The sequence below is a fragment of the Stieleria sedimenti genome, assembly GCF_025060895.1.
GTDB classification, from domain to species: Bacteria; Planctomycetota; Planctomycetia; order Pirellulales; family Pirellulaceae; genus Stieleria; species Stieleria sedimenti.
The window spans coordinates 1-20644 of the sequence record NZ_JANZKV010000105.1 but is presented as its reverse complement, the minus strand read 5'-3'; the positions used below and the strand labels follow the sequence as shown (position 1 = coordinate 20644).

General features: G+C 58.2%; 18 protein-coding genes. 11 read left to right on the top strand and 7 right to left on the bottom strand.

Annotated features, from left to right (window positions below; genetic code table 11):
- Positions 1-23: 23 nt before the first annotated feature.
- The 3 genes from NZK35_RS14785 to NZK35_RS14775 are packed head-to-tail and all read right to left on the bottom strand — an operon-like array spanning position 24 to position 4234.
- A complete protein-coding gene (locus NZK35_RS14785) occupies positions 24-1472 on the bottom strand; it encodes a DUF1501 domain-containing protein (RefSeq protein WP_259633308.1) in 1449 nt (482 codons plus the stop codon).
- A 10-nt stretch (positions 1473-1482) separates the two neighbouring features.
- Entirely contained in the window at positions 1483-3792 is a 2310-nt protein-coding gene (locus NZK35_RS14780) for a PSD1 and planctomycete cytochrome C domain-containing protein (protein WP_259633307.1), read from the bottom strand.
- Between the two features lie 16 nt (positions 3793-3808).
- Positions 3809-4234, bottom strand: a complete 426-nt coding sequence (locus NZK35_RS14775) for a phytanoyl-CoA dioxygenase family protein (protein ID WP_259633327.1) — start codon at positions 4232-4234, stop codon at positions 3809-3811.
- A 720-nt stretch (positions 4235-4954) separates the two neighbouring features.
- On the opposite strand from NZK35_RS14775, the gene NZK35_RS14770 reads away from it, so the two are divergent.
- From NZK35_RS14770 to NZK35_RS14760, 3 genes are all read left to right on the top strand, one after another.
- Positions 4955-5371 (top strand): hypothetical protein, encoded by a 417-nt coding sequence (locus tag NZK35_RS14770; protein ID WP_323379639.1) that lies wholly within the window; start codon positions 4955-4957, stop codon positions 5369-5371.
- Between the two features lie 68 nt (positions 5372-5439).
- On the top strand, positions 5440-5925 hold the full coding sequence (locus tag NZK35_RS14765) for a MarR family winged helix-turn-helix transcriptional regulator (RefSeq protein ID WP_259633306.1): 486 nt from the start codon (positions 5440-5442) through the stop codon (positions 5923-5925).
- A gap of 43 nt (positions 5926-5968) precedes the next feature.
- Complete coding sequence (locus NZK35_RS14760) at positions 5969-6886, top strand: pirin family protein (RefSeq protein ID WP_259633305.1); 918 nt, start codon at positions 5969-5971, stop codon at positions 6884-6886.
- Between the two features lie 169 nt (positions 6887-7055).
- On the opposite strand, the gene NZK35_RS14755 is transcribed toward NZK35_RS14760, so the two are convergent.
- Together NZK35_RS14755 and ftsH are read right to left on the bottom strand one after the other, a co-directional pair.
- Positions 7056-7646 carry an esterase/lipase family protein gene (locus tag NZK35_RS14755; RefSeq protein WP_259633304.1) on the bottom strand — a complete coding sequence of 197 codons (591 nt, stop codon included), beginning with the start codon at positions 7644-7646 and terminating at the stop codon, positions 7056-7058.
- 197 nt (positions 7647-7843) lie between these two features.
- Positions 7844-9820, bottom strand: coding sequence for an ATP-dependent zinc metalloprotease FtsH (gene ftsH, locus NZK35_RS14750; protein WP_259633303.1), 1977 nt, complete (start codon positions 9818-9820; stop codon positions 7844-7846).
- Between the two features lie 361 nt (positions 9821-10181).
- Here ftsH and NZK35_RS14745 point away from each other — a divergent pair, with 361 nt between their 5' ends.
- The gene (locus tag NZK35_RS14745) at positions 10182-10505 is read left to right on the top strand and encodes a DUF2267 domain-containing protein (protein ID WP_259633302.1); all 324 of its coding nucleotides are present in this window, start codon (positions 10182-10184) and stop codon (positions 10503-10505) included.
- 4 nt (positions 10506-10509) lie between these two features.
- Here the strand turns inward: NZK35_RS14745 and NZK35_RS14740 are convergent, their stop codons facing one another.
- Positions 10510-10812 (bottom strand): hypothetical protein, encoded by a 303-nt coding sequence (locus NZK35_RS14740; RefSeq protein ID WP_259633301.1) that lies wholly within the window; start codon positions 10810-10812, stop codon positions 10510-10512.
- Positions 10813-11220: 408 nt separating this feature from the next.
- On the opposite strand from NZK35_RS14740, the gene NZK35_RS14735 reads away from it, so the two are divergent.
- The 7 genes from NZK35_RS14735 (at position 11221) to NZK35_RS14705 (ending at position 19322) form a co-directional block, all read left to right on the top strand.
- Complete coding sequence (locus NZK35_RS14735; protein ID WP_259633300.1) at positions 11221-11541, top strand: hypothetical protein; 321 nt, start codon at positions 11221-11223, stop codon at positions 11539-11541.
- A 380-nt stretch (positions 11542-11921) separates the two neighbouring features.
- Positions 11922-12566 carry a response regulator transcription factor gene (locus tag NZK35_RS14730; protein WP_259633299.1) on the top strand — a complete coding sequence of 215 codons (645 nt, stop codon included), beginning with the start codon at positions 11922-11924 and terminating at the stop codon, positions 12564-12566.
- Between the two features lie 113 nt (positions 12567-12679).
- Entirely contained in the window at positions 12680-15643 is a 2964-nt protein-coding gene (locus NZK35_RS14725) for a chemotaxis protein CheB (protein ID WP_259633298.1), read from the top strand.
- Positions 15636-17690, top strand: a complete 2055-nt coding sequence (locus NZK35_RS14720; protein WP_259633297.1) for a sensor histidine kinase — start codon at positions 15636-15638, stop codon at positions 17688-17690. Before NZK35_RS14725 ends, NZK35_RS14720 begins: the two co-directional genes overlap by 8 nt.
- Positions 17691-18090: 400 nt before the next feature.
- Positions 18091-18312: a hypothetical protein gene (locus NZK35_RS14715; RefSeq protein ID WP_259633296.1), complete on the top strand. Its 222-nt coding sequence runs from the start codon at positions 18091-18093 to the stop codon at positions 18310-18312.
- 217 nt (positions 18313-18529) lie between these two features.
- A complete protein-coding gene (locus tag NZK35_RS14710) occupies positions 18530-18847 on the top strand; it encodes a hypothetical protein (protein ID WP_259633295.1) in 318 nt (105 codons plus the stop codon).
- Between the two features lie 262 nt (positions 18848-19109).
- Positions 19110-19322 carry a DUF1571 domain-containing protein gene (locus tag NZK35_RS14705; RefSeq protein ID WP_259633294.1) on the top strand — a complete coding sequence of 71 codons (213 nt, stop codon included), beginning with the start codon at positions 19110-19112 and terminating at the stop codon, positions 19320-19322.
- Positions 19323-19363: 41 nt separating this feature from the next.
- Here the strand turns inward: NZK35_RS14705 and amrS are convergent, their stop codons facing one another.
- The gene (gene amrS / locus NZK35_RS14700) at positions 19364-20506 is read right to left on the bottom strand and encodes an AmmeMemoRadiSam system radical SAM enzyme (RefSeq protein ID WP_259633293.1); all 1143 of its coding nucleotides are present in this window, start codon (positions 20504-20506) and stop codon (positions 19364-19366) included.
- Between the last annotated feature and the right edge of the window lie 138 nt (positions 20507-20644).

Sequence of the window (20644 nt, the reverse complement as noted above, 5' to 3'; positions counted from 1 at the left end):
TTCTCTTCTTCCGGGATCCAAACTCACCCGACTTTGGAAAGGATGTCTTGGATCACATTGCCGGCGACATCGGTTAGACGGTAACTGCGGCCGTTGTGGAAGTAGGTCAGTCGTTCGTGGTCGATCCCCAGAAGGTGCAGAATGGTGGCGTGAAAATCGTTCACGCTGACTGGGTCCTGGACCGCCTTGTAGCCGATCTCGTCTGTCTCACCATAACTGACACCTCCTTTGATTCCTGCCCCGGCCATCCACTGCAGGAAACCGTTCGGATTGTGATCGCGCCCCTTTCCATTCTGCGAGATCGGCATGCGGCCAAACTCCCCGCCCCAGATAACAAGTGTTTCGTCGAGCATTCCGCGCTGCTCCAGATCGGTGAGAAGTCCGGCCACCGGGACGTCTGTTGCCAAGCAATGGTGTGTATGATTTTCAGCGAGATTGTCGTGAGCGTCCCACTCGCCGTCGCTGTAGACCTGAACAAACCTGACACCGCTTTCGACAAGCCTCCTCGCCATCAGGCACTTCGATCCAAACGACTTCGATCGCGGATTGTTCATACCGTACAGCTCATGCGTCGCCTGCGTCTCTCGCGAAAGATCGACGACTTCGGTGGCCTCTTTCTGCATCCGAAACGCTAACTCGAATGACTGCATGCGATTGGCGAACTCAGCGTCATCGGTGTAACGTCGCATGTGTTCGTCGTTCAGCTTGGCCATCAGGTCGAGCTGCGCTCGCTGGTCCTGTTGCGTTACTTTCGGTTGCCGGTTGAGATTCAGAACGGGAGTGCCCTGGGAGCGGAAAAGCGTCCCCTGGAACGTCGAAGGCAGGAACCCGGCACCCCAGTTGTGTGGACCGCCCTTGGCTCCCTGCGTGTTGCCCATCACAACGTAGCCCGGCAGACTCTGGTTTTCGCTGCCGAGGCCATAAGTCACCCAAGCGCCGGCGGTCGGGAAGCCTGGGCGAGGCAACCCACTGTTGATCTGGTAGATCGCCGGCACGTGGTCGTTCGATTCGCTATAGCACGACTTGAGGAATGCCATTTTGTCGACATGTCTGGCGACATGGGTGTACTTGTCGCATACCCACTGTCCACATTCGCCATGCTGCTTGAAGGAGAACGGCGACTTCATCAACGGTCCCGGGTTGCCGAAGAAGGCCTGGATGTCGGCGGTGTCCCCGTCTCGCTTGTCGAGCTCCGGCTTCGGATCGAACATGTCCACGGCGCTCGGGGCACCTTCCATGAACAGCCAGATGACCGACTTTGCTTTTGCGGGAAAGTGGCCTTGACGCGGAACCAGTGAGGTCACTGGCATGGAAGACCTGTCCGTTTTCGGCGCGGCCAGAAGATTCTGCTCAGCCAGCAGATTTGCCAGGCCGACCATTCCTGCCCCAGCCCCGGCTCGGCAGAGCCACTCTCGGCGACTGAGCATGTTTGCGATCCGGCCACAAGGAAACAGCTTGGAATTTCTAGACATTTCAGCGTACTCAATCGACGTAGATGAATTCATTGAGACCGAATAGCGTCTGACAATAGTCGGTCAGCGCTTCGAAGCGCGGATCCTGTTCGCCTCGCTCCGTTCGTGCCGCTGTCTGCGCTTCGATAAACTGGATCGAGGTTGCGGTTTCTGTGTTTGTCGGCAGCCGCGCGAACGAGATTTCGAAAGCCGTCTCGACGAATGACTTCAGCTCAGATTCCGGCCTGCCAGGCTTGCCAGTGCGTTGGACCAGCGAATCGGCAAAGTCCCGAGCCACGGTGCGTACAAAGCGATCGTTCAGAATCACCATGGCCTGTGGCGCCACGGTGGTGTTTTGCCTGCGCACACAGGTGGTCATTAAGTCCGGGCGGTCAAACGCTTGAAACATGGGATAGGGAATCAGACGCTTGTGAAACATGTAGACGCTGCGTCGGCGAGTGGCCGCGTCGTCCTTCGCGTCTTTGGGATAGCCTTCGCCCTTGATGTTTCGGGCAAGATTAGCCTCGGGGGCGATGTATGGCTTGAAGCCGGGGCCACCTGCCTCAAGGTTGAGCGTATCGCTCACTGCCAGCATTGCGTCGCGTATGACTTCAGCCTCGAGACGTTGCGGAGTCCTGCGCCAAAGCAACTTGTTGTCAGGATCGATCTCCGAGCCGCGCCGGTCCACGGCGTCTCGTGTACTGGCCTGCTGCCAAACGGCGCTCGTGAGTATCGCACGGTGCAGCGATTTTAAGCTCCAACCGTGCTCAACGAATTCGTTTGCCAGGAATTCGAGTAGCTGCGGATGGGAAGGCGCATCGCCGCGAACACCAAAATCACCTGTCGTGCGCACCAGCCCCTCGCCGAAGTGATGGTGCCAAACGCGATTGACAATCACTCGGGCCAGCAAGCCTCCGCCACCTTGCCCGGTGTCGGTCATCCAGTCAGCGAGGGCGCGACGCTGCAACGTGCTGTTCGCCTCTCCGATCTCGCTGTAGGCTTCGCGGGCCTTCCGCCAGTAGTCAGCAGCCTCCGCGCCGGATGACAGCATTCTCGGGAAGCCGATTTCGACTTCGATTTCTCGATCGTAAAAGTCGCTGCGGCGGAACAGCCAGGTGGTGCGCCGCTTCTCGTCGAAATCCTGAAAAACGAGGGCCTCTTTCCCGCTGGGCAGTTTTTTCGTCACGCGGTCACCGCTGTGAAAGACTCCCAGCAACTGGTAGTACTCTTGCGCGGAAAACGCGTCGTACTTGTGATCGTGGCAGCGAGCACAGGCGACGGTAATTCCCAGGAGCCCGGATCCCAACGTTGAGATCACGTCGTCCAACTCGTTGTAACGGTTCATCAGCCGTTCGCTTTCGAGGAACGAATCGGGCAACTTGAAGGAGGTCCCGGCGGTCAGAAAGCCCGTCGCTGAAATCGCCGCGTCGTTCTCCGGCTCGAATTCGTCTCCAGCAATTTGCCAACGTACAAATTGGTCGTACGGCATGTTTTCGTTGAGAGCTTGGATCACGAAATCCCGATAGGTGTAGGCGTGCGGACGGTCCATATCAGATTCCTGCCCGTCGCTGTCGGCATAGCGAGCGACGTCCAGCCAATGCCGTCCCCACCGCTCGCCATAACGGGGCGAAGCCAGCAGTTGGTCCACAAGATTCCGCACCGCCGAGTCAGGATCAACTTCGTGCGCAGAAATGAATTGCTTCGTTTGCTGCGGAGTCGGCGGTAATCCGATCAGATCAAAGTACAGTCGCCGCACCAGCGTGCGTGCGTCGGCTGATTGCGCTGGTCGAAGCCCGGCGCGGTTGAGTTGCTGTCGGACGAATCGGTCGATCGATCCTTTCGACCAATTGTCGTCGGCTTGCCGTGAAGGTGCTTCCGCCCGTGCAAGTCGTTGATATGCCCAGTGATTCCTGGCTCGATCCAATTTTGGATCCACAACATTCGCCCCATCGGGCCAGTTTGCGCCCTGATCGATCCAGGCACGGATCAGGTTGATCTGCTCTTCGTTTAGCGGCTTGTTCCCCTCCGGCGGCATCAAGCGATCTTCGTCGTCACCGGATACCAACTCAATGAGCAAGCTCTCTTCGCTATTTCCTGCACGGATCGTCGCCCCACTGTCTCCTCCGCGGAACGCATTGGCTTTGATGCCCAAATTCAGCCCGCCCTCTTCCGTGGTCCCCGCATGGCACTCGTAACAGTGGTCTCGCAGGATCGGTTGAATCTCGCGCAGGAAGTCAACGGGTCTGGACCGCGCTGTTTCCGGCTGCTTGCCGGAAGCACTCTTTCTCTCCTCTGTGCGCTGCGCGTAGGCGCTGCTCAACAATGCGAGGCAGATTACCATGAACTTAACGCTACGATCAAACGGAAAAGTCAAAGGTGGACCTTCGCGTGTATTCGGTAAGAGGGGTACCAGAGGCAGGAGCTGCACACCTTACGTCTGATCCAATTGTAACCCTTCCGGACTCAGATTGCATTTCAAATGCATTGGCGCAGGCAGCTCGAATCCTTCGAGCAATCTCAACTTCGGCGAGTCGACGTTGATACGCGGCGTGAGCTTCGACGTTCTCGCGAGCCCGGTTGCTGTAGTAGATGAATCCGAGCGCACGCCTCGATCGCGTGGGCGATTGGTTTCCGTCGGCGCGGTGGATGGTCAAGGCATCATGAACGAGCAGGTCGCCGGGCTTTGCCGGAAACGCGATTTCGGCTTCGCGGTCCTGATCTGTGGGGTAATCAACGATGCCCTGACTGAAACCAAGTGTTTTCGTGCGAGCTTGGTCGCGCATGTGCTGAATCTGCTTCAACGTTGCAGGGTTGTGTTTGTCTTCGTAAAAGACCTGCTCCGGTGGCAACTGCGGAACGATGTCGCGGATGAAGCGATCGACGTGCGCAAGCAGTTCAGTCAACTCTGCGACGCTTACAAACTGAGCCAGGGCCACGAATCCATCGGTCTGGAAACTTCTCAAGCGTTCTGCATTGGACGACAATCCGATCATTGAGCTGTCTCCGCAGCGGCGGGCAGTACCGATTTCCAGCCGCCTTCCAGCATCCCGGTGAGTTCCCGAATTGTATCGGTATTCTCGGCCTGTGCCGCGACGTTTCGAGATTCAAATCGCAACTCTCAGCAATTTGAATCTGCCCCAGTCTAGCAAAACACCGGCGTTCTCCAATGATTGAGCGTGTTCAATCTTCAATAGCATTCCATAGCGTCGGTCATGACCAGCAGAACGTTGGGGCGAGTGGTTGATTCGGCCTTGAGGAACTGTGGGATCAGGGAAGCAACCTTTTGAGTTCGCGTGTTTTCTTCGCCCAGGACGGTCGCCATGAGATCATCGGACTCGTTGAGCAGCGTGAAGTGATGGAGCCAACAGCATCACCACGTCGCCCTTCGTCGTTCACTCGCGCAACGTCGAACGCGTCCTGATGCCCGATCAAGGCAGGCAGGAGGTGAACGCCGAATCCGTGATCGTCATGGCAGTTTTGCGGACCCCGGTGAGGATCTCTGGTTGGCCACTGCCGACGTTGGTGACGGCACGCGCCGTCCGATCGTCCTGAACGCGGACCAATCGTTCCAAATCGAACACGACGACGAAACACCAGGGACCTATCGGGTCACGGTGATGGTCGATGATCAAGACGGAGGCACCGAGCAAGCCACCTTCGATGTGGTGTACCGATCTGAAATCGAAGTCCAGCGGGTCGTGGTCAACGATGGGGCAGAGAGTCGATCCGCCGTAACTTCACCTGATGTAACCTTCAATCAAATCGTGGAACTTCCCCAGAACGCGCTGATGCTGCGAAATCGCGACACCGGAGCGAAGGTGGACACGTTCGCTTACCAGATCGACAACTCGTCGGGCGTGACCGCATTGGAGCGGTCCGTCGACGAACGTCGCCGATTGCTGTGCCGAAGCCGGGGGTGAACGGAGCACGAGTGCCGGCCGGCCGCGGAGGGCTTGACCAACTATCTGTTGCAACATATATTTAGGTCATGAAGAAGAAAGCGAACGAGTCTCCAACGCTGGCGGACGAGATCGGCAAACGAGATCCGTTTTCCAGCTTGCAGCAGGAGACGTACCTGAATTTGCTGCGGACTTCGACCCAGCTGCAGCGCGAGTTCGTTCTGCTGTTCGAATCCGCCGGGCTTTCGGATTCGCAATACAACGTGCTGCGGATTTTGCAGGGGGCGGGCACGCCGATGCAGATCTACCAGATCGGTCAACACTTGATCACGCCCCAGGCCGACATCTCGCGATTGATCGATCGAATAGCCAAAGCGAACTTGGTGAAGCGAGAACGATGTGGCGAGGATCGTCGTGTCGTTTGGATTCGGCTGGCTCCGAAAGGTCGAGCCGCCTTGAAGAAGCTTGCCAAGCCGCTGGAGGATCTGCATCGGTCGCAGTTCAACGAATTGTCCAAACAGGAGCTCGCGATATTGAACGAACTGCTGTTTCGCGCCCGTCACACCGACAATTAGCGACGCCGTTTTCATCCACCCGTTTTGCAAGGGGAAACTTTCGATGACCAGTCCCACGACCCACGTTCGACAACCCCAACGCATCACGACATCGCAGCCGATGGTTGAAGGTGCCGGTGTTCATCTGCATCGAGGATTCGGTTTTGGTGAAACCGGGCCATTCGATCCATTCCTGTTGTTCGATGACTTTCGCAACGAAGACCCGCAGCGCTACGCCAACGGGTTTCCCTGGCATCCGCACCGCGGCATCGAAACGATTACCTATGTGTTGGCCGGGACGGTCGATCACGCCGACAGTTTGGGCAACCGTGGGCAGCTTGCTGCCGGTGACATCCAGTGGATGACGGCCGGCAGCGGCATCATGCATCAGGAAATGCCGCACGGGGATGCCGCCGGCAGGATGCACGGGTTTCAACTGTGGGCCAATCTTCCTGCCAAGCACAAGATGACTCGGCCACGTTATCAGGACATCAGCGCCAAGGACGTCCCGACCGTGGTGGACGACGACGGCACCAGCGTGCGCGTGTTGTGCGGAGACTTTTGGGGCGAGCGTGGCCCGGTCGAAGGGGTCGCCGCCGATCCACGTTACCTGGACATCAGCCTTCCCCCGAACACATCGCGGTCGATTCCGATCGAAACGACTCGGCACGCGTTCGCCTACGTCTTTGCCGGATCGGTCCGGTTCAAGGACGCGTCGGATCCGCGCGACGTGCGGGTCGAAGATCCGATGAACCACGGGCAATCGCTCGCCGAGTTCGCCGGCAATCGCTCCCTGGTGTTGTTCGACCAAGGCGATTCGATTCGCGTGGAATCGGGAGAAGAAGGCGGCAGGTTTTTGCTGGTGTCGGGCGAACCGATCAAGGAACCGGTTGCCTGGCGAGGCCCGATCGTGATGAACACGCAAGCCGAACTTCAGCAGGCCTGGCGAGAGCTGAAGGACGGATCGTTTATCAAGCCGTGACCACTCGCTGCGGGGGGCGTCGATTCTTTTACTGCAGGATTTGGCAACCGATTTAGATTCTCTCCCGCTGGGAGAGACGGCGTTTGCGCAGCAAGCAAACGCCAGAGAGGGCCGGCGTTGCGAAAGGCATAGCGACTTTCGCGACGATCGATGTGGGCTGCAAAACCGATCACTCACCAAACATGAATTCGCCGACCAACCGGTGCACATTGGGTTGCAATGCGATCGTGAGATGCGTGGCGACCACCTTCCGAGTCTGGACGTTTTCCAAATGCGTCAGGTCGATGCTTTGCAGGCTTTCGTCGAATTTGGACCAGACCACCATCCGCCTGATTTGCGGATCGCAATCGAGGTTCGCCGCGGCCCGGTCGGAGTCCATCGTGACGGCCACTTCGGGGATCAATTTTCCACTCAACGCGTATGCCGCGCGGGCCAGGAAACCGGCTTTCATGACCGGAGCCAGCGAAACCAGAGTGCGGACGCGGTGATTGGATTGATTGACGATCGCCGCGCGAGCGACCCAATCGCCGAAGCTGTGTGTGACAATCCCGATCGCCCCGTCGCGCTCCGCGTCGCCTGCGATCCGACGGGCCATTCGGTTGACACTTTCGTTCAGTTCGCGAAAGGCAAGACGATCTCGCCAGGACTCGACTCGGCCGCAGTGCGACTGCAACGCCCGTTGCAACGGCCACAATGCAAACCGCGGCTCAAACAGCCCCGGAACGAGAAGGATTTCCTGCGGCGGCATTTTCGTCGTCATCGATTCCACGTGTTCCCTGACTTTAGCATCACTGATCGTCCGAACGCCATGCAGGGTGTGCCCGTTTTCCTGGGGTGGGGTCCGTGGGCTTGCGCCAGACGACTGATCATCCTATCAGATCGGGCGGGGTCGAGATCATTCCCGCCATCGACATCGGCCCGTGGGGGCAATCACCCTGGCCGGCGTCTTCGCCGATTTCAAATCGGTGACCGATCAAGCGCGGTTTGCGAGTGATGTTGCATCAATTGTTTGAGTTCATCCGCTGTCAGGGTCTCACGATCGAGCAGCGCCTGGGCAATCGCTTCGACGGTCGACCAGTGCTGCTCAATCATCTGATCGGCATCGCGGTACGCTTCGTTGACCAAGGTCTGAATTGCGTCGTCGATTTGTTTTGCGGTCTGTTCGCTATAGCCTCGGTCGATCAACAAACGTTCTTCCTCGGCGTCGGTGGCCACGCGAACAAATCCGATGTCTTCAGACATCCCCCACATCCGCACCATTCGATCGGCGAGTTCGGTGAGTTTCTTGATGTCGTCTTCGGCACCCGAAAACGCATCGCCGGTTTTGCGCAATTCGGCAATGCGTCCTCCGCACAGCACTCGCATCGTTGCCAAGATGTACTTTCGTCCGTAAGTGTAACGTTCTCTCTCGGGTAGTGCGAAGGTGGCGCCGAGTGCGCGTCCGCGGGGGACGATGGTGACTTTTTCGACGGGATCGGCGTCTGGCAACAACGATTCCAACAAGGCATGCCCGGCTTCGTGGTAGGCGCTGATGGTTCGTTGCTGGGCGTCGATTTTTCGGCTGGTTTGGGCGCGGCCGAATTTCAGCTTATCCCGACCGCGACGCAGGTCTTCCATCGTCACGGCGGACTTGTCGCTCATCGTGGCGATGATCGCCGCTTCATTGACCAACGCCTTCAAATCGGCACCGGAGAACATCGGCGTCGCGCGGGCCAATTCTTGCAAGTCGACATCGTCGGCCAGTTTGACCTGTTTGGTGTGAATTCGCAGGATGTTTTCGCGGCCCTTGGAATCGGGAAGCGGCACGTCGACTTGGCGGTCGAATCGTCCGGGCCGAATCAGTGCCGGATCGAGCACATCGGGGCGGTTGGTGGCGGCGATCACGATGACTTGGTCGTGGGGTTCAAAGCCGTCCATTTCCGAGAGGATGGCGTTGAGGGTTTGTTCGCGCTCGCCATGGCCGCCACCGGCGATCAGTTCCAGACCGCGTTTGCGGCCGATCGAATCAATTTCGTCAAGAAAGATAATGCACGGCTCGCTGCGTTTGGCCTGTTCGAACAAGTCACGAACACGACGCGCCCCCACACCGACGAACATCTCCATGAAATCGGAACCCGAGATCGAGAAGAAAGGAACGTCGGCCTGACCGGCGATCGCCCGAGCCAATAATGTCTTGCCGCATCCGGGCGGGCCGAGCAACAAGACGCCACGTGGGATGCGGGCGCCGATCTTTTGAAACCGGCCAGGATTCTGCAGGAACTCGATGATCTCCCCGATCTCCGCCTTGGCTTCATCTATCCCGGCGACGTCGTCGAGCGTGACGCTGACCGTATCCTTGGAAGCCACGTGGTGCTGAGACCTGCCGAAAGCGCCCAGCATCCCGCCGGCGCCTTCGCCGAACGTCTGACGCGTTCGATACAGAAGAAACCAGAAAAACGCGATCAACACGATCATCGGCAGCCAGCTGAGCAGAATCGTCCACCAGCGGCTGACCGACGTGTCTAACCGGTAGGCAACCTGCAACGCGTCGATCTGTTCGATGAACCATTGTCGGTTCTCGCTATCGATGGCGACGAACAGCGGCGCCGGTTGATCGGCCTCTTTGGCAATCGACAGAGATTCGTCCGGCACCACCTCGGGTTTCAGAACGGCCTCCACCCGGTCATGCCGGATCGTGACGCTGTCCGGTTCGATCGCTTGGTCGACCAGCAGCTGTTTAAAGCCGGTCCACGACGAGACTTCCTGCCGTCCTGTCTCCTTCGATCGCCACTGCAGTGCAATCAACATCACGGCCATGAACGCGATCCACCAGAACAGCGGCGAGAATGAACCGTGACCGCGGAATGATGAACCGCCATCGTCGTCTCGGCGATCACCTGGTTTGGGGGCGGGCGGTTTGGGTTCGGGCGGTTTGGGTTCGGGCGGCTGGGGCATGGGAGCTGCAGGGCAAGGGGAGGTTGGGGGCGCTGCCCATCAAAGACCGCTCCCTGATTGTCGCGGACGCCGACGGTTGCGGCGTGCGGTTGGGAACGCGGTGGGGCGCTGAGCAACGATCGAGACTGCTCGAAGGACTCGTTCAATCCAACCGGTGAGACCGGATCCAGCCTGTCTGGGCGACTCATCTGAGCCAAGCGTGTGGAAAGCTCGTTGCACAGTTTGTGCCAATCGTCGTCGGAGTAACACTACAGGCCTGATCCCGTGATGCTTCGTTCACTCCCAGGCATCACCCGTGCGGCCATGCACATCTGGGAACTCCACGCGCGCCGCAGCGACTCGCTTCGCGAAATCCGATGCGATGAACCGCTTGCAGTCTTGCTTCCTGGAACCATTCGGTCCGCAACTTGCATCGTCGGATCGGTCGTCTCCAGCACTCTCACGGACCTGCCATCATGGCTGGCAGCCCGACCATGTTCCCGTCAAAGATCGCTCCAAAGAAGCGTTTCTGTCACACGTTTTCGAGGCGTTCCGTCATGCTCCGGCCGTGGACGCGGAACGGTTGACGCGCGCGGTGCTGAAGGTTCTTGCGGTCCACGTCAGCACAGGAGAGATGGACGACATCCGAGCGATCATTCCCGACTCGCTGCATGAGCTGTTTCCGAAACGCGGCGTGCATCGATGACGGTTCACCGGGTTTGCGCACGCGACGGGTCCGCTTCGATCAGCCTCGTTGCGATCGGCAGGCAATCGCTTGATTCAACGGCGTCACGGTTGGCCCACACATGATGGAGATGAAAGGATGCGGGTTGCGGGCATGCCTTGCGATCGAACGGATGGTGAAGTTGCTCGCCGGCGAGCAACCGTGCTCGCATCACCGCGAGCTTTTCCGGCGAGCCCGGAATCGCGAGCGTGGGCGTGGGGAGTTGCCACGGCTCGATCCCAGCGTCCTTGACCTGCGGACGACATTGATGTTGGACGGACAATTCCATCGCTCTTCATGCTCCATTCATCTCGGTTGTAGCGGTGCAGCGAACTGCGGCAAATTCCAGCGAGTTGAGCTGCGTCCCGTAAACGAGGGGCGCCGCGTGGCCCCTTGCTGACGCGTGCGGGCTTCAATCGACTGGCCGCAGCCCACCGATTTCAAGGATCAGTTTCGAACGGGTCTGAAACGACTGGAATCAGGGGCATTCCAATTTGCATGTAGGGAATGTCACCACAGAGCGATCGCCGCTGCCTCGATCCGACAGACAGACAGACAGACAGACAGATTCACTGCATCACAAAGGGGCATGCGATTTGCGAATCACTGACGGCCAGTTTGTTATCATGATGGAATGCGGGGCGGCAAGATCCGCCGAGTGATTGTTCAGGCGATCTCATCTGCCAAGGAAATGACGATGCCACACTCAACGCAACAAAAAGTGATCGAATTCATGGGCGGTCCGTTGGACGGGCATCTTGAGCCGCTCGCGGTCACCGCGGAACGGTTGCCCGAGAAGATCGTCTGCTACATCAGCGCGAACGTTTTTCACCTGCTCGAGGGTGAGCCGCACGAGCATGAAAGCGTGGTCACCAGTCTGGTGATTTACCGACGCGAAAATCAGAAGAACAAATGGAGCTACGCATTCGCGGGCTCGTTTACGCCCCAGAATGTCACCCGGGAGTCCACCGACGAACCTCGCAACGACGGGACGGATGACCCATCGCGGCCGGAATGAACCCGAGCGAAAAAGGGGCAATTCCTGGTGTAGCCTGTCGAATCTGGCGGGCGAGCCTCGTGTGCGAGGGGACCATCAAGTTATCGGGGCTGGCCAACCGCATCAGTCGCGGGGCCACTTCGTCAAAGGTGAGATTCCTCCGGAAGAGCCTGTCAGGAAAAAACTGACACAGATGGAGCGTCGCCATCGCGTTCCGATTGCCGGGGAAGGTTTGAAACCGCGGTTTCTCGGCGATCCTGTCTTCGCTGGAGTCCATCGGAACGGGGTTTGCTCGTTACAATGGGATGGAGGTTGCGCCCTGCAATTGAGGTCGTCCGAGATGGAGGTTGCCCGGCCGTGACGCCCCGAATGTTCAACCCGTCGCCGAGGAGGTTTCCAAGATGGCCAGCATCGTCATCGTTGATGATCACCCGACGACTCGTGATGGACTGATGACTCGGATTGAATTGGAAGCCGATCTACAGGTTTGCGGTGAAGCGGATGACGTCGACGAGGCGTTGAACCTGATTCGTTCTCGGCATCCCGACCTTGCGGTCATCGACGTGTCCCTGAAAACGGGCAACGGGATCGAATTGATCAAGGCGGTCAAGGCGGAGAATCTTAAAACGCGGATGTTGGTGTGGTCGATGTACGAAGACTCGCTGTATGCCGAACGCGCATTGCGAGCCGGAGCGATGGGGTACATCAACAAGGTCAATGCGACCGATGTCATCGTCGACGCCATTCGCACGGTCCTCAAGGGTGACGTGTACTTGAGTCCCGAAATGTCGGCAAAGGTGCTGCATCGTGTGGTGCACGGAAAGGACATGCTGCGAAAAAGTCCCGCCGAGGCGCTGTCCGACCGCGAACTGCAGACGTTTGAGCTGATCGGCCGGGGCGTCAAGACGGTTGACATCGCAGCCGCCATGCACTTGAGCCCCAAGACGATCGAGACATACCGTTCCCGGATCAAAGAAAAACTGGAGCTGGATGACATGGCCGCACTCGCTCGTGAAGCCGTCCAATGGGTGATTGAAAACAGTTGAGCACGGGTATCGACAGGCTGGAAGCCAATCCCACTCAAATCCTGCTCGCCGCTAAGATAGCATTGCCCCTCAATATCCTGAACTTAGCAACGAAACGATAGGCACGGCCCCACATGGCGAACGAGAAAGCGGATGACGACGATGCGGCGGGGCCCGTGATCGACGACTCGGCTGCGGTCGGTTTTCCCGTGGTCGGAATCGGTGCCTCCGCCGGCGGACTCGAAGCGCTCGACGAGTTGCTCGACAACATGCCCGTCGACACGGGAATGGCGTTCGTTGTCGTGACCCATCAGCATCCCGGGCACACCAGTTTGTTGCCCGAATTGTTGGCCAGGGAAACGCAAATGGAGGTCGTCGAGGCGACCGATGGCGTCAAGCTGCAGCCGAATCACGTTTATGTGGGAACCCCCGGCGGACATCTGGCGCTGTTGAACGGAACACTCCAGAGGATGGACTCCGACAGCCCGGTCTCGCCGAAACTGCCGATCGACTCTTTCTTTCGTTCACTCGCCCAGGACCAAAAGGAGCGGGCGATCTGCATCGTGCTCTCGGGCACCGGCAGCGACGGAACGCTCGGGCTCAAAGCGATCAAGGGCGAAGCCGGAATGGCCATGGTCCAGCAACCCCAGTCGGCCAAGTACGCGGGGATGCCGTCGAGTGCCGAGGGAACGGGAATGGCCGACTACGTCTTACCGCCGGCCGCGATGCCCCGGCACCTCGTCGCCTATGCCAGCGGTCCGTACTTGGGCATCAGCCGAACGGACAAATCCGGCAAAACAGAACCTCCGGCGATCCCCGCCGAACCGATGCAGAAAATCTTTCTGCTGCTCCGCGAGCACACCGGACATGATTTTTCCGGCTACAAGGCCAACACCATACGTCGGCGTATCGAACGACGGATGAACGTTCAGCAGATCGAGCACGCCCAAGAGTACGTCCGATTTTTGCGAGAGAATCCCAACGAAATTGAGGTGCTTTTCAAGGAGTTGTTGATCTGTGTCACCCGCTTCTTTCGCGACCCGGAATCCTGGGACGCCCTGGCGTCGGGCCCACTGCGGGGCTTGCTCGAGTCGCGACCGGACGGCTACGTCTTGAGGGCTTGGGTACCGGGCTGCGCGACCGGCGAAGAGGTTTACACGCTTGCGATCGTGATCCGCGAGTGCATGCAATCGATGAAGCGGCACCTCGGCGTTCAGATCTTCGGCACCGATCTTGATAGTGCTTCGGTGGAGGCGGCGCGGCTGGGGCGTTTTCCCGTCGGAATCCGTGGCGACCTCTCGCCCCAACGTTTGGAACGCTATTTCACGCAGGACGACGGCGTCTATGGCATCCGCAAAGAAATTCGCGAGATGGCCGTTTTCGCCCCGCAAAATGTCATCAACGATCCGCCGTTCACCAAGCTGGATCTGCTTTCCTGTCGCAACCTGTTGATCTATTTGAATGCCGAGCTGCAAAAGCGTCTGCTACCGATCTTTCACTACGCCTTGAAGCCGGGCGGATTGCTGGTGCTCGCTCCGTCCGAAACGATCGGCGGCTTCGGCGATCTGTTCGAAACCGTTAACAAAAAGTGGAAAATCTATCGTCGCAAGGAGATTTCAGCCGCCGCGTATTCCTTGCCGGAAATCCCCGCCTCCACCACGTCCATGGCTTTGTCCAACGAGCCTTCCGACGCGATCGGGACACGGGTCAAGGAGTCACAGGTCGCCCTGCTGTTGGAACGGTTGGCGATCGATCGATTCTGTCCGACCTTTTTGGTCGTCAATGCCCGCGGCGACTTGGTTCACGTGCACGGCCGGACGGGCGAGTATCTGGAATTCGCCGAAGGCCGGGTGAGGACGAATCTCTTGGACATGGCCCGCGAAGGGCTTCCCCACGAACTCGCAGCCATGCTGCGGCAGGCCAACGCGACGGACGAGGAAGTCGTTCGCAACAACGTACGCGTCAAGACGAACGGCCATACCGCCACGGTCACGCTGACCGCCATGAAAATTCAACAACCCGAGCCGATCGCCGGACTGGTGCTGATCACCTTTCGCCCGATCCCGACGCCCGCGGAAGACGAGCAACCGTCACCGGAGACGGAACATCAAACGTCAGACGACGATCACACCGCATCGCTGGAACGCGAGATCCAGTACATCCGTGAAACGCACCAAACCACGCTGGAAGAGCTCGAAACGGCGAACGAGGAACTCAAGTCCACCAACGAGGAATTGCAGTCCACCAACGAAGAGATGCAGAGTACCAACGAAGAACTGGAAACGTCCAAGGAAGAAATGCAGTCGCTCAACGAGGAACTGACCACGGTCAACGCCGAACTGCAATCGAAGGTCGATGACCTCTCGCAAGCCAACGACGACATGCAGAATCTGCTCAACAGCACGGACATTGCGACCATCTTTCTGGACGACAATCTGAATATCAAGCGGTACACCGATCAGGCGACCCAGTTGATCATGTTGCGACGCAACGATATCGGACGCCCCATCGGTGAATTGGCGTCCAAACTAAAGTACGAGACGCTCGTCCAAGATTGTACCGAGGTGCTCGATACGCTGGTGCCCAAAAAGCGTCGAGTGGAAAGCACCGATGGCGAATGGTTCCTGATGCGAATCCTGCCGTATCGAACGACCGAGAAAGTGATTGACGGACTGGTGCTCACATTCGTCAGTATCCAGGAACTCAAAGAAGCGGAAGTGATCGGCGAGCAGCGGACCTATTTCGAGTCGATCTTCGATACCGTTCGTGAGCCGCTGATTGTCCTGGACGATCACTACACCGTGGTGTCCGCCAATCGTGGCTTTTACCGGACATTTCGACTTGGTCCGAACAGTGTGTTGAAGCAACCCTTCTTTGAACTCGGTGATGCAGTCTGGGACCTCTCGGCGCTTCGTGGTCGGTTGGAAGAAGTGCACATGAAAAACGCGTCGTTTGATGACTTCCGAATCGAGCATGAGTTTCCCAAGATCGGTCGCAGAACCTTTTTGCTCAACGCCCGTCGACTGGACGAGAACCCAGTGTATGCCGGCGAGATTTTGTTGGCATTTCAAGACGTGACGGAAAGCGACCATGAATAAAAACGACTCGCAACGCGATCGGCAACCGACCAGTACGCTTCGAGAACGCGCCGAGGCAATGCTGCGGACCTCCGCAGCCCATCACGCGGAAATGAGCACCGAAGAGTTGCACCAGCTGATTCACGAACTTCAAGTGCATCAGATGGAACTGGAGATTCAAAACGAGGATCTACGCAATGCCCAAGTCCAGCTCGCCCAATCGCGTGATCGCTATTCCGATCTGTATGAGTTTGCCCCGATCGGTTATCTGACGCTCGACGCGGAAGGCGTGATCGTGGAAGCCAATTTGACGGCGTCGGTGATGCTCCATGTCGACCGAAAACGTTTGCCCGGGCACAAGTTTTCGGATTTCGTTCGTCCCGATTCTCAGGACGGCTGGCATCTTCATCGCCGCCAGGTCTTTTCGGGCGAAACGACGGTCGGATGCGAACTGGAGATGGCGGTGGCGGACCGCCCCCATCCGACGTTTCGTGTGCAAAGCCAGGCCTTTCACGACGAAAACGGTGAGTTGACCCTCTGCCGAATCGCCTTGGCCGATGTCACCGAGCAAAAGGCTGCCTTCAACGCGTTGAGCAAACTGAACATCGACCTCCACGAATCCTTGGCGGATCGCACCGATGAATTAGACAAGAGCATTGAACGGCTCCGACTGCTCTCCGAAGCGGTCGCGCACTTGGGGGAAGGCGTGCTGATCACCGAAGACGGACTCGACTGGCCGGGACCCAAAATCATCTTCGTCAACGAAGCAATGTGCCGGATCACGGGATACAACGCCGATGAATTGATCGGCCAGACACCGCGGATCCTGCAAGGTGCGAGGACAGACCAGACGCTGACCAAACACATGAAATTCGAATTGTCCCGCCAAGGCTCCTGTGTCGTCGAACTCGTCAATTACCGTCAGGACGGCACACCATATGATGCCGAGCTGTTGATCTCGTCGCTCTATGATCGCAAGGGCCGACGCACCAATTTTGTCTCGATCCAGCGTGATGTCACTCAACGCAAGGAAATGGAACGCGAACTGCGGCGCGAACACAACCTGAACCAGAGCATCATCCAGACCGCTCAACTGGTGGTGGTGGTCTTGGACATGGAAGGACGCATTGTGCAATTCAATCCCTACATCGAATCGCTGACCGGATGGCAGGCGGACGAGGTCCTTGGACAAAACTGGTTCGAGACGTTCATTCCGCCCCAGGTTCGCCCCAATGTGCGGAACGTGTTCAGCAAAACGATCGACGGCGAAGTGACTGGGGGCCATGTCAATCCGATTTTGACCAAAGACGGACGCGAACTTGAGATCCAATGGCACGGTGACTTGTTGCGGGACGCCGAGGGTACGCCGATGCGTCTGCTGTGTTGCGGTCAGGATGTGACCGAACGCCGCGTGCTCGAACGCCACATCGTGGAGTTGAGCGCAGAGGAACACCGCCGGATCGCAATCGATCTACACGACGGCATCGGACAGGAACTGACGGGGCTTTCGATGACCGCCGATTCACTCGTGGTCGCCTTGACCCGTGCCGAGCGGCCTGAAGCCTTGGTCGCCGAGAAACTGCGTGACGGCATCCATCGCGCCTTGGAGCAGGTCCGAATCCTCTCGCGGGGCATGAACCCGGTGGATGTCGACGCCCAAGGCCTGATGTCATCGTTGACCGACCTGACGGAACAGTTCAACGGCATCGAGGGAGTGACTTGCCGCTTCGAGTGCGACTCGCCCGTCCTGCTCCGTGATAATCAGGCCGCCACCCAGCTTTACCGAATCGCCCAGGAGGCTGCGACAAACGCCCTCCGGCATGGAAAAGCCAAGCTGATTGTGATCTCGCTCCGCCGGACAAAAGAAGGCGTGGTGCTGAGCGTCCGCGACGACGGAATCGGCATCAACGGGGATGCCGTGTCGGTGCCCGGAATGGGCATGCAAACGATGAACTATCGAGCCGGAATCCTGGGCGGGTCGCTGCAGATCAAACCCGGCCGCGATCAAGGAACCGAAGTCACCTGCACCATTCCGAGCATCGCGCTGGTGAAGCGGTCCATCGAGTAGACCACTATGACGGCGAATCGCCGAACGGGATTCGACTTGTTCCCAGGCTCCGCCTCCCGGTCGCGAGCAACGTGTGGCGGAGCCACATCGGCAGTGCGTTCCAAGGCGGAGCCTTGGAACGAGGGCAGTGACGGTTTGTCGATTGAATCGCAACCGAAACAAGAGTGAGCCGATAGCCGACAGATGTTTATCGGGAGATTCCTGACACAATCTGGAGCGCGTGCGTGACTGTCTGCGCCTGTTTGCACGCGTAGATTGGATGAGACGTGCTCCTCGCTCGCATCATTCATCGCATCTTACGCTCTTTTTTCGGGACGGTTTCTAGAGCAACAGTCAAGGTCCGGTCAAGGGTTGGGAGCATCCAGAGCGTTTGCATCACATTCAATGGCGGAGAACAATAGTGAGAACGAACCGAATCTACTTTCGACAGACTTGTGCTGTCTGTGGCCGCGGGATGCGGGTGCAAATCGAACTGCTCGGACGCGAAGTTCGCTGCGCCCATTGCGGTGCAACCCAATCGGCAACCGATGGCGGACAAACTGCCTGGACGGATCTGTCGATCGACGAACGGATCGAAAATCTGGAACGCCAGGATCAACAGCTAGCCGTGCGGCAGGCCTGACCTTGGTACGCGAGTTGCATTTCTGGGAATCGCAGCTGTCAAAGTTGCACCTGTCGATGCACGGGTTCATTCCGACCAGATGCCCCACGCATCGTTCACTTCCATTCAGTCACCATAAAGGGAGCGAAACAATGGCGTTCTGGAAGTGCGGCTTCCCAAAGGCGAAGACGCGCGATCCAAACGCATCGCCGTGACCACCAAGTAAAGGGAGAAAAAAATGATTCGTTTGATCACTGCGTTACTGCTCTGTGCCGCGTCGTTCACCCTCTCGGGATGCAAACCGGCCGAGCAGGACCAAGCGGCACAAACACCCGCGACCGACGAAGCCGATCGCCAAGAAGTCATGAAGCCCGCCCTCGAAGAAACCCCGGCAATCGCCGAGGAAGAAGCAACGGAGGCTGGCGAAGAAACGGAGGCTGGCAAAGAGGCGACGGAGCCTGACAATGAGGCAGAGAATGCCGAACAGGAGGCAACGGCTGAGGACGAGGAAGAGGAAGCGGTTCCCGCGGAGGCCGAGGCAAAACCCGACGCATAGGGTAATGCTCGGCTCTCTCAGAAGGCATTCGCATCTTCATTTCTCACGATGGCTCCCCTCTCCTTCAAAACTCTGGCGAGCCCCGGCGAGTCAGAGTTTTGGGGGAGAGGGGCCGGGGGAGAGGGGGATTTTCACCATCGAGTATGCGGACAGGGCGGAGATCACTGGAGTGAAAGTGGGGAGTCACCGTTCGACCCTCCCCTCGCTTCGCTCGACCCTCCCGCACACGGGAGGGTTACTTCTTCACTTGAGACGACACACCATGACTGTTCGCGCCACTGTCACGATCATCCTGTTGATTTCAACCTCCGCCGTGGTTCACGCGGAACCTCCGCATGCTGCCACGGTTCGGCCGAGCGAGGGAAGTGATCAACCGGTACTGCAGGAGGAGTACATTTATCGCGACCTGAAGCTCAATGTCGCGTTGTCGGACGAAGAATTCGAGTCCGACTATTCGACCTACAAGTTCCGTTGACGCCGCAGCGGCGTTCATTAATCAAGATCTTCTTGATCATCTCATTTGATTGCCTCCGGTTCCAGCGATCTCAACAACGCCGCCGGATCGACCGGCACCCGTTTTGTTCCCCAGTGCCCCGGTTTGTCACCGAAGTGGCCGGCGATGATGTGGCCACAGATGCGACAGCGGTTCTGATCCAACTGATAAGTGTCGATGTCATACCAGCGCCGTCCGATCAATCGAGTCTTGCAGTCCGGACAATACGTGCTTTGACGCTTCGGATCATCGACGTTGCCGACATACACATAGTGCAGCCCCGCTTCGATCGCGATCTTTCTGGCATCGACCAACGTTCGCGAGGGAGTCCGCGGGGTCTCCAGCATGCGATAGTCCGGATGGAACGCGGTGAAATGAAGCGGTACCTCCTGGCCGAGTTCGTCTCGAATCCACTGGCACATCTGACGGATTTCGCCGGGGTCGTCGTTCGCCCCCGGGATGACCAAATTGGTGATCTCGAGCCACACGGAACTCTCGTGCTTGATCCATTTCAACGTTTCCAGAACGGGCTGCAGATGGGAGAGCGTCTGGTGCCTGTAGAAGTGCTCGGTGAACCCCTTCAAATCGACGTTGGTTGCATCCATCACGTCGAAAAACGCTTTCCTGGGTTCGGGGCAGAGAAATCCTGCCGTCACCGCGATTGTTTTCAAGCCGCGCTCGTGGCAGGCGTGTGCGGTGTCGATCGCGTACTCTGCCCAGATCACCGGATCGTTGTAGGTAAAGGCGACACTGTCGCAGCCGAGCTGAACGGCGGCTTCCGCGATCATTTCGGGAGTCGCAGTTTGGCTCAGACGATCGAGCACGTTCTTGGACTTGGTGATCTCCCAGGCCTGACAGAACTTGCAGCCCATGTTGCATCCGGCCGTCCCGAATGAGAGCACGCTTGTACCGGGATAAAAGTGGTGGAGCGGCTTTTTTTCGACCGGATCGATGCAAAATCCGGTGCTCCGTCCGTACGTGTTGAGCACCATGCGTCCGCCAGAATTTTGCCGGACGAAGCAGAATCCGTGGTCACCCTCCTTGAGCGCGCAATGACGTGGGCATAAATCGCACACCACACGTGCTTTTGCGGTGTGCCACCACCGAGCCGGCCAACGACCTGGGTCAGCAATCCTCCCGCCGGACGTCGATTTTGTGCCAATCATCTCGCCGCTCCTCACCTTGAAACCGCGTCGTTTGACCTGAACAAGATACCGGCTGCAAATACCGCGCCGTGTCATCGTTGCCCTAACGTTTCGTCCAGATCTAGAATGGCACGGGCATCCGTGTTGGTGTCCAGGCTT

Coding starts and splice junctions, on each gene's coding strand:
- NZK35_RS14740 (WP_259633301.1), bottom strand. CDS start 10,812: ATGGAATTGTCCGTCCAACATCAATGTCGTCCGCAGGTCAAGGACGCT.
- NZK35_RS14780 (WP_259633307.1), bottom strand. CDS start 3,792: ATGGTAATCTGCCTCGCATTGTTGAGCAGCGCCTACGCGCAGCGCACA.
- NZK35_RS14755 (WP_259633304.1), bottom strand. CDS start 7,646: ATGACGACGAAAATGCCGCCGCAGGAAATCCTTCTCGTTCCGGGGCTG.
- NZK35_RS14730 (WP_259633299.1), top strand. CDS start 11,922: ATGGCCAGCATCGTCATCGTTGATGATCACCCGACGACTCGTGATGGA.
- ftsH (WP_259633303.1), bottom strand. CDS start 9,820: ATGCCCCAGCCGCCCGAACCCAAACCGCCCGAACCCAAACCGCCCGCC.
- NZK35_RS14760 (WP_259633305.1), top strand. CDS start 5,969: ATGACCAGTCCCACGACCCACGTTCGACAACCCCAACGCATCACGACA.
- NZK35_RS14725 (WP_259633298.1), top strand. CDS start 12,680: ATGGCGAACGAGAAAGCGGATGACGACGATGCGGCGGGGCCCGTGATC.
- NZK35_RS14775 (WP_259633327.1), bottom strand. CDS start 4,234: ATGCGCGACCAAGCTCGCACGAAAACACTTGGTTTCAGTCAGGGCATC.
- NZK35_RS14745 (WP_259633302.1), top strand. CDS start 10,182: ATGAACCGCTTGCAGTCTTGCTTCCTGGAACCATTCGGTCCGCAACTT.
- amrS (WP_259633293.1), bottom strand. CDS start 20,506: ATGATTGGCACAAAATCGACGTCCGGCGGGAGGATTGCTGACCCAGGT.
- NZK35_RS14705 (WP_259633294.1), top strand. CDS start 19,110: ATGACTGTTCGCGCCACTGTCACGATCATCCTGTTGATTTCAACCTCC.
- NZK35_RS14735 (WP_259633300.1), top strand. CDS start 11,221: ATGCCACACTCAACGCAACAAAAAGTGATCGAATTCATGGGCGGTCCG.
- NZK35_RS14765 (WP_259633306.1), top strand. CDS start 5,440: ATGAAGAAGAAAGCGAACGAGTCTCCAACGCTGGCGGACGAGATCGGC.
- NZK35_RS14710 (WP_259633295.1), top strand. CDS start 18,530: ATGATTCGTTTGATCACTGCGTTACTGCTCTGTGCCGCGTCGTTCACC.
- NZK35_RS14785 (WP_259633308.1), bottom strand. CDS start 1,472: ATGTCTAGAAATTCCAAGCTGTTTCCTTGTGGCCGGATCGCAAACATG.
- NZK35_RS14720 (WP_259633297.1), top strand. CDS start 15,636: ATGAATAAAAACGACTCGCAACGCGATCGGCAACCGACCAGTACGCTT.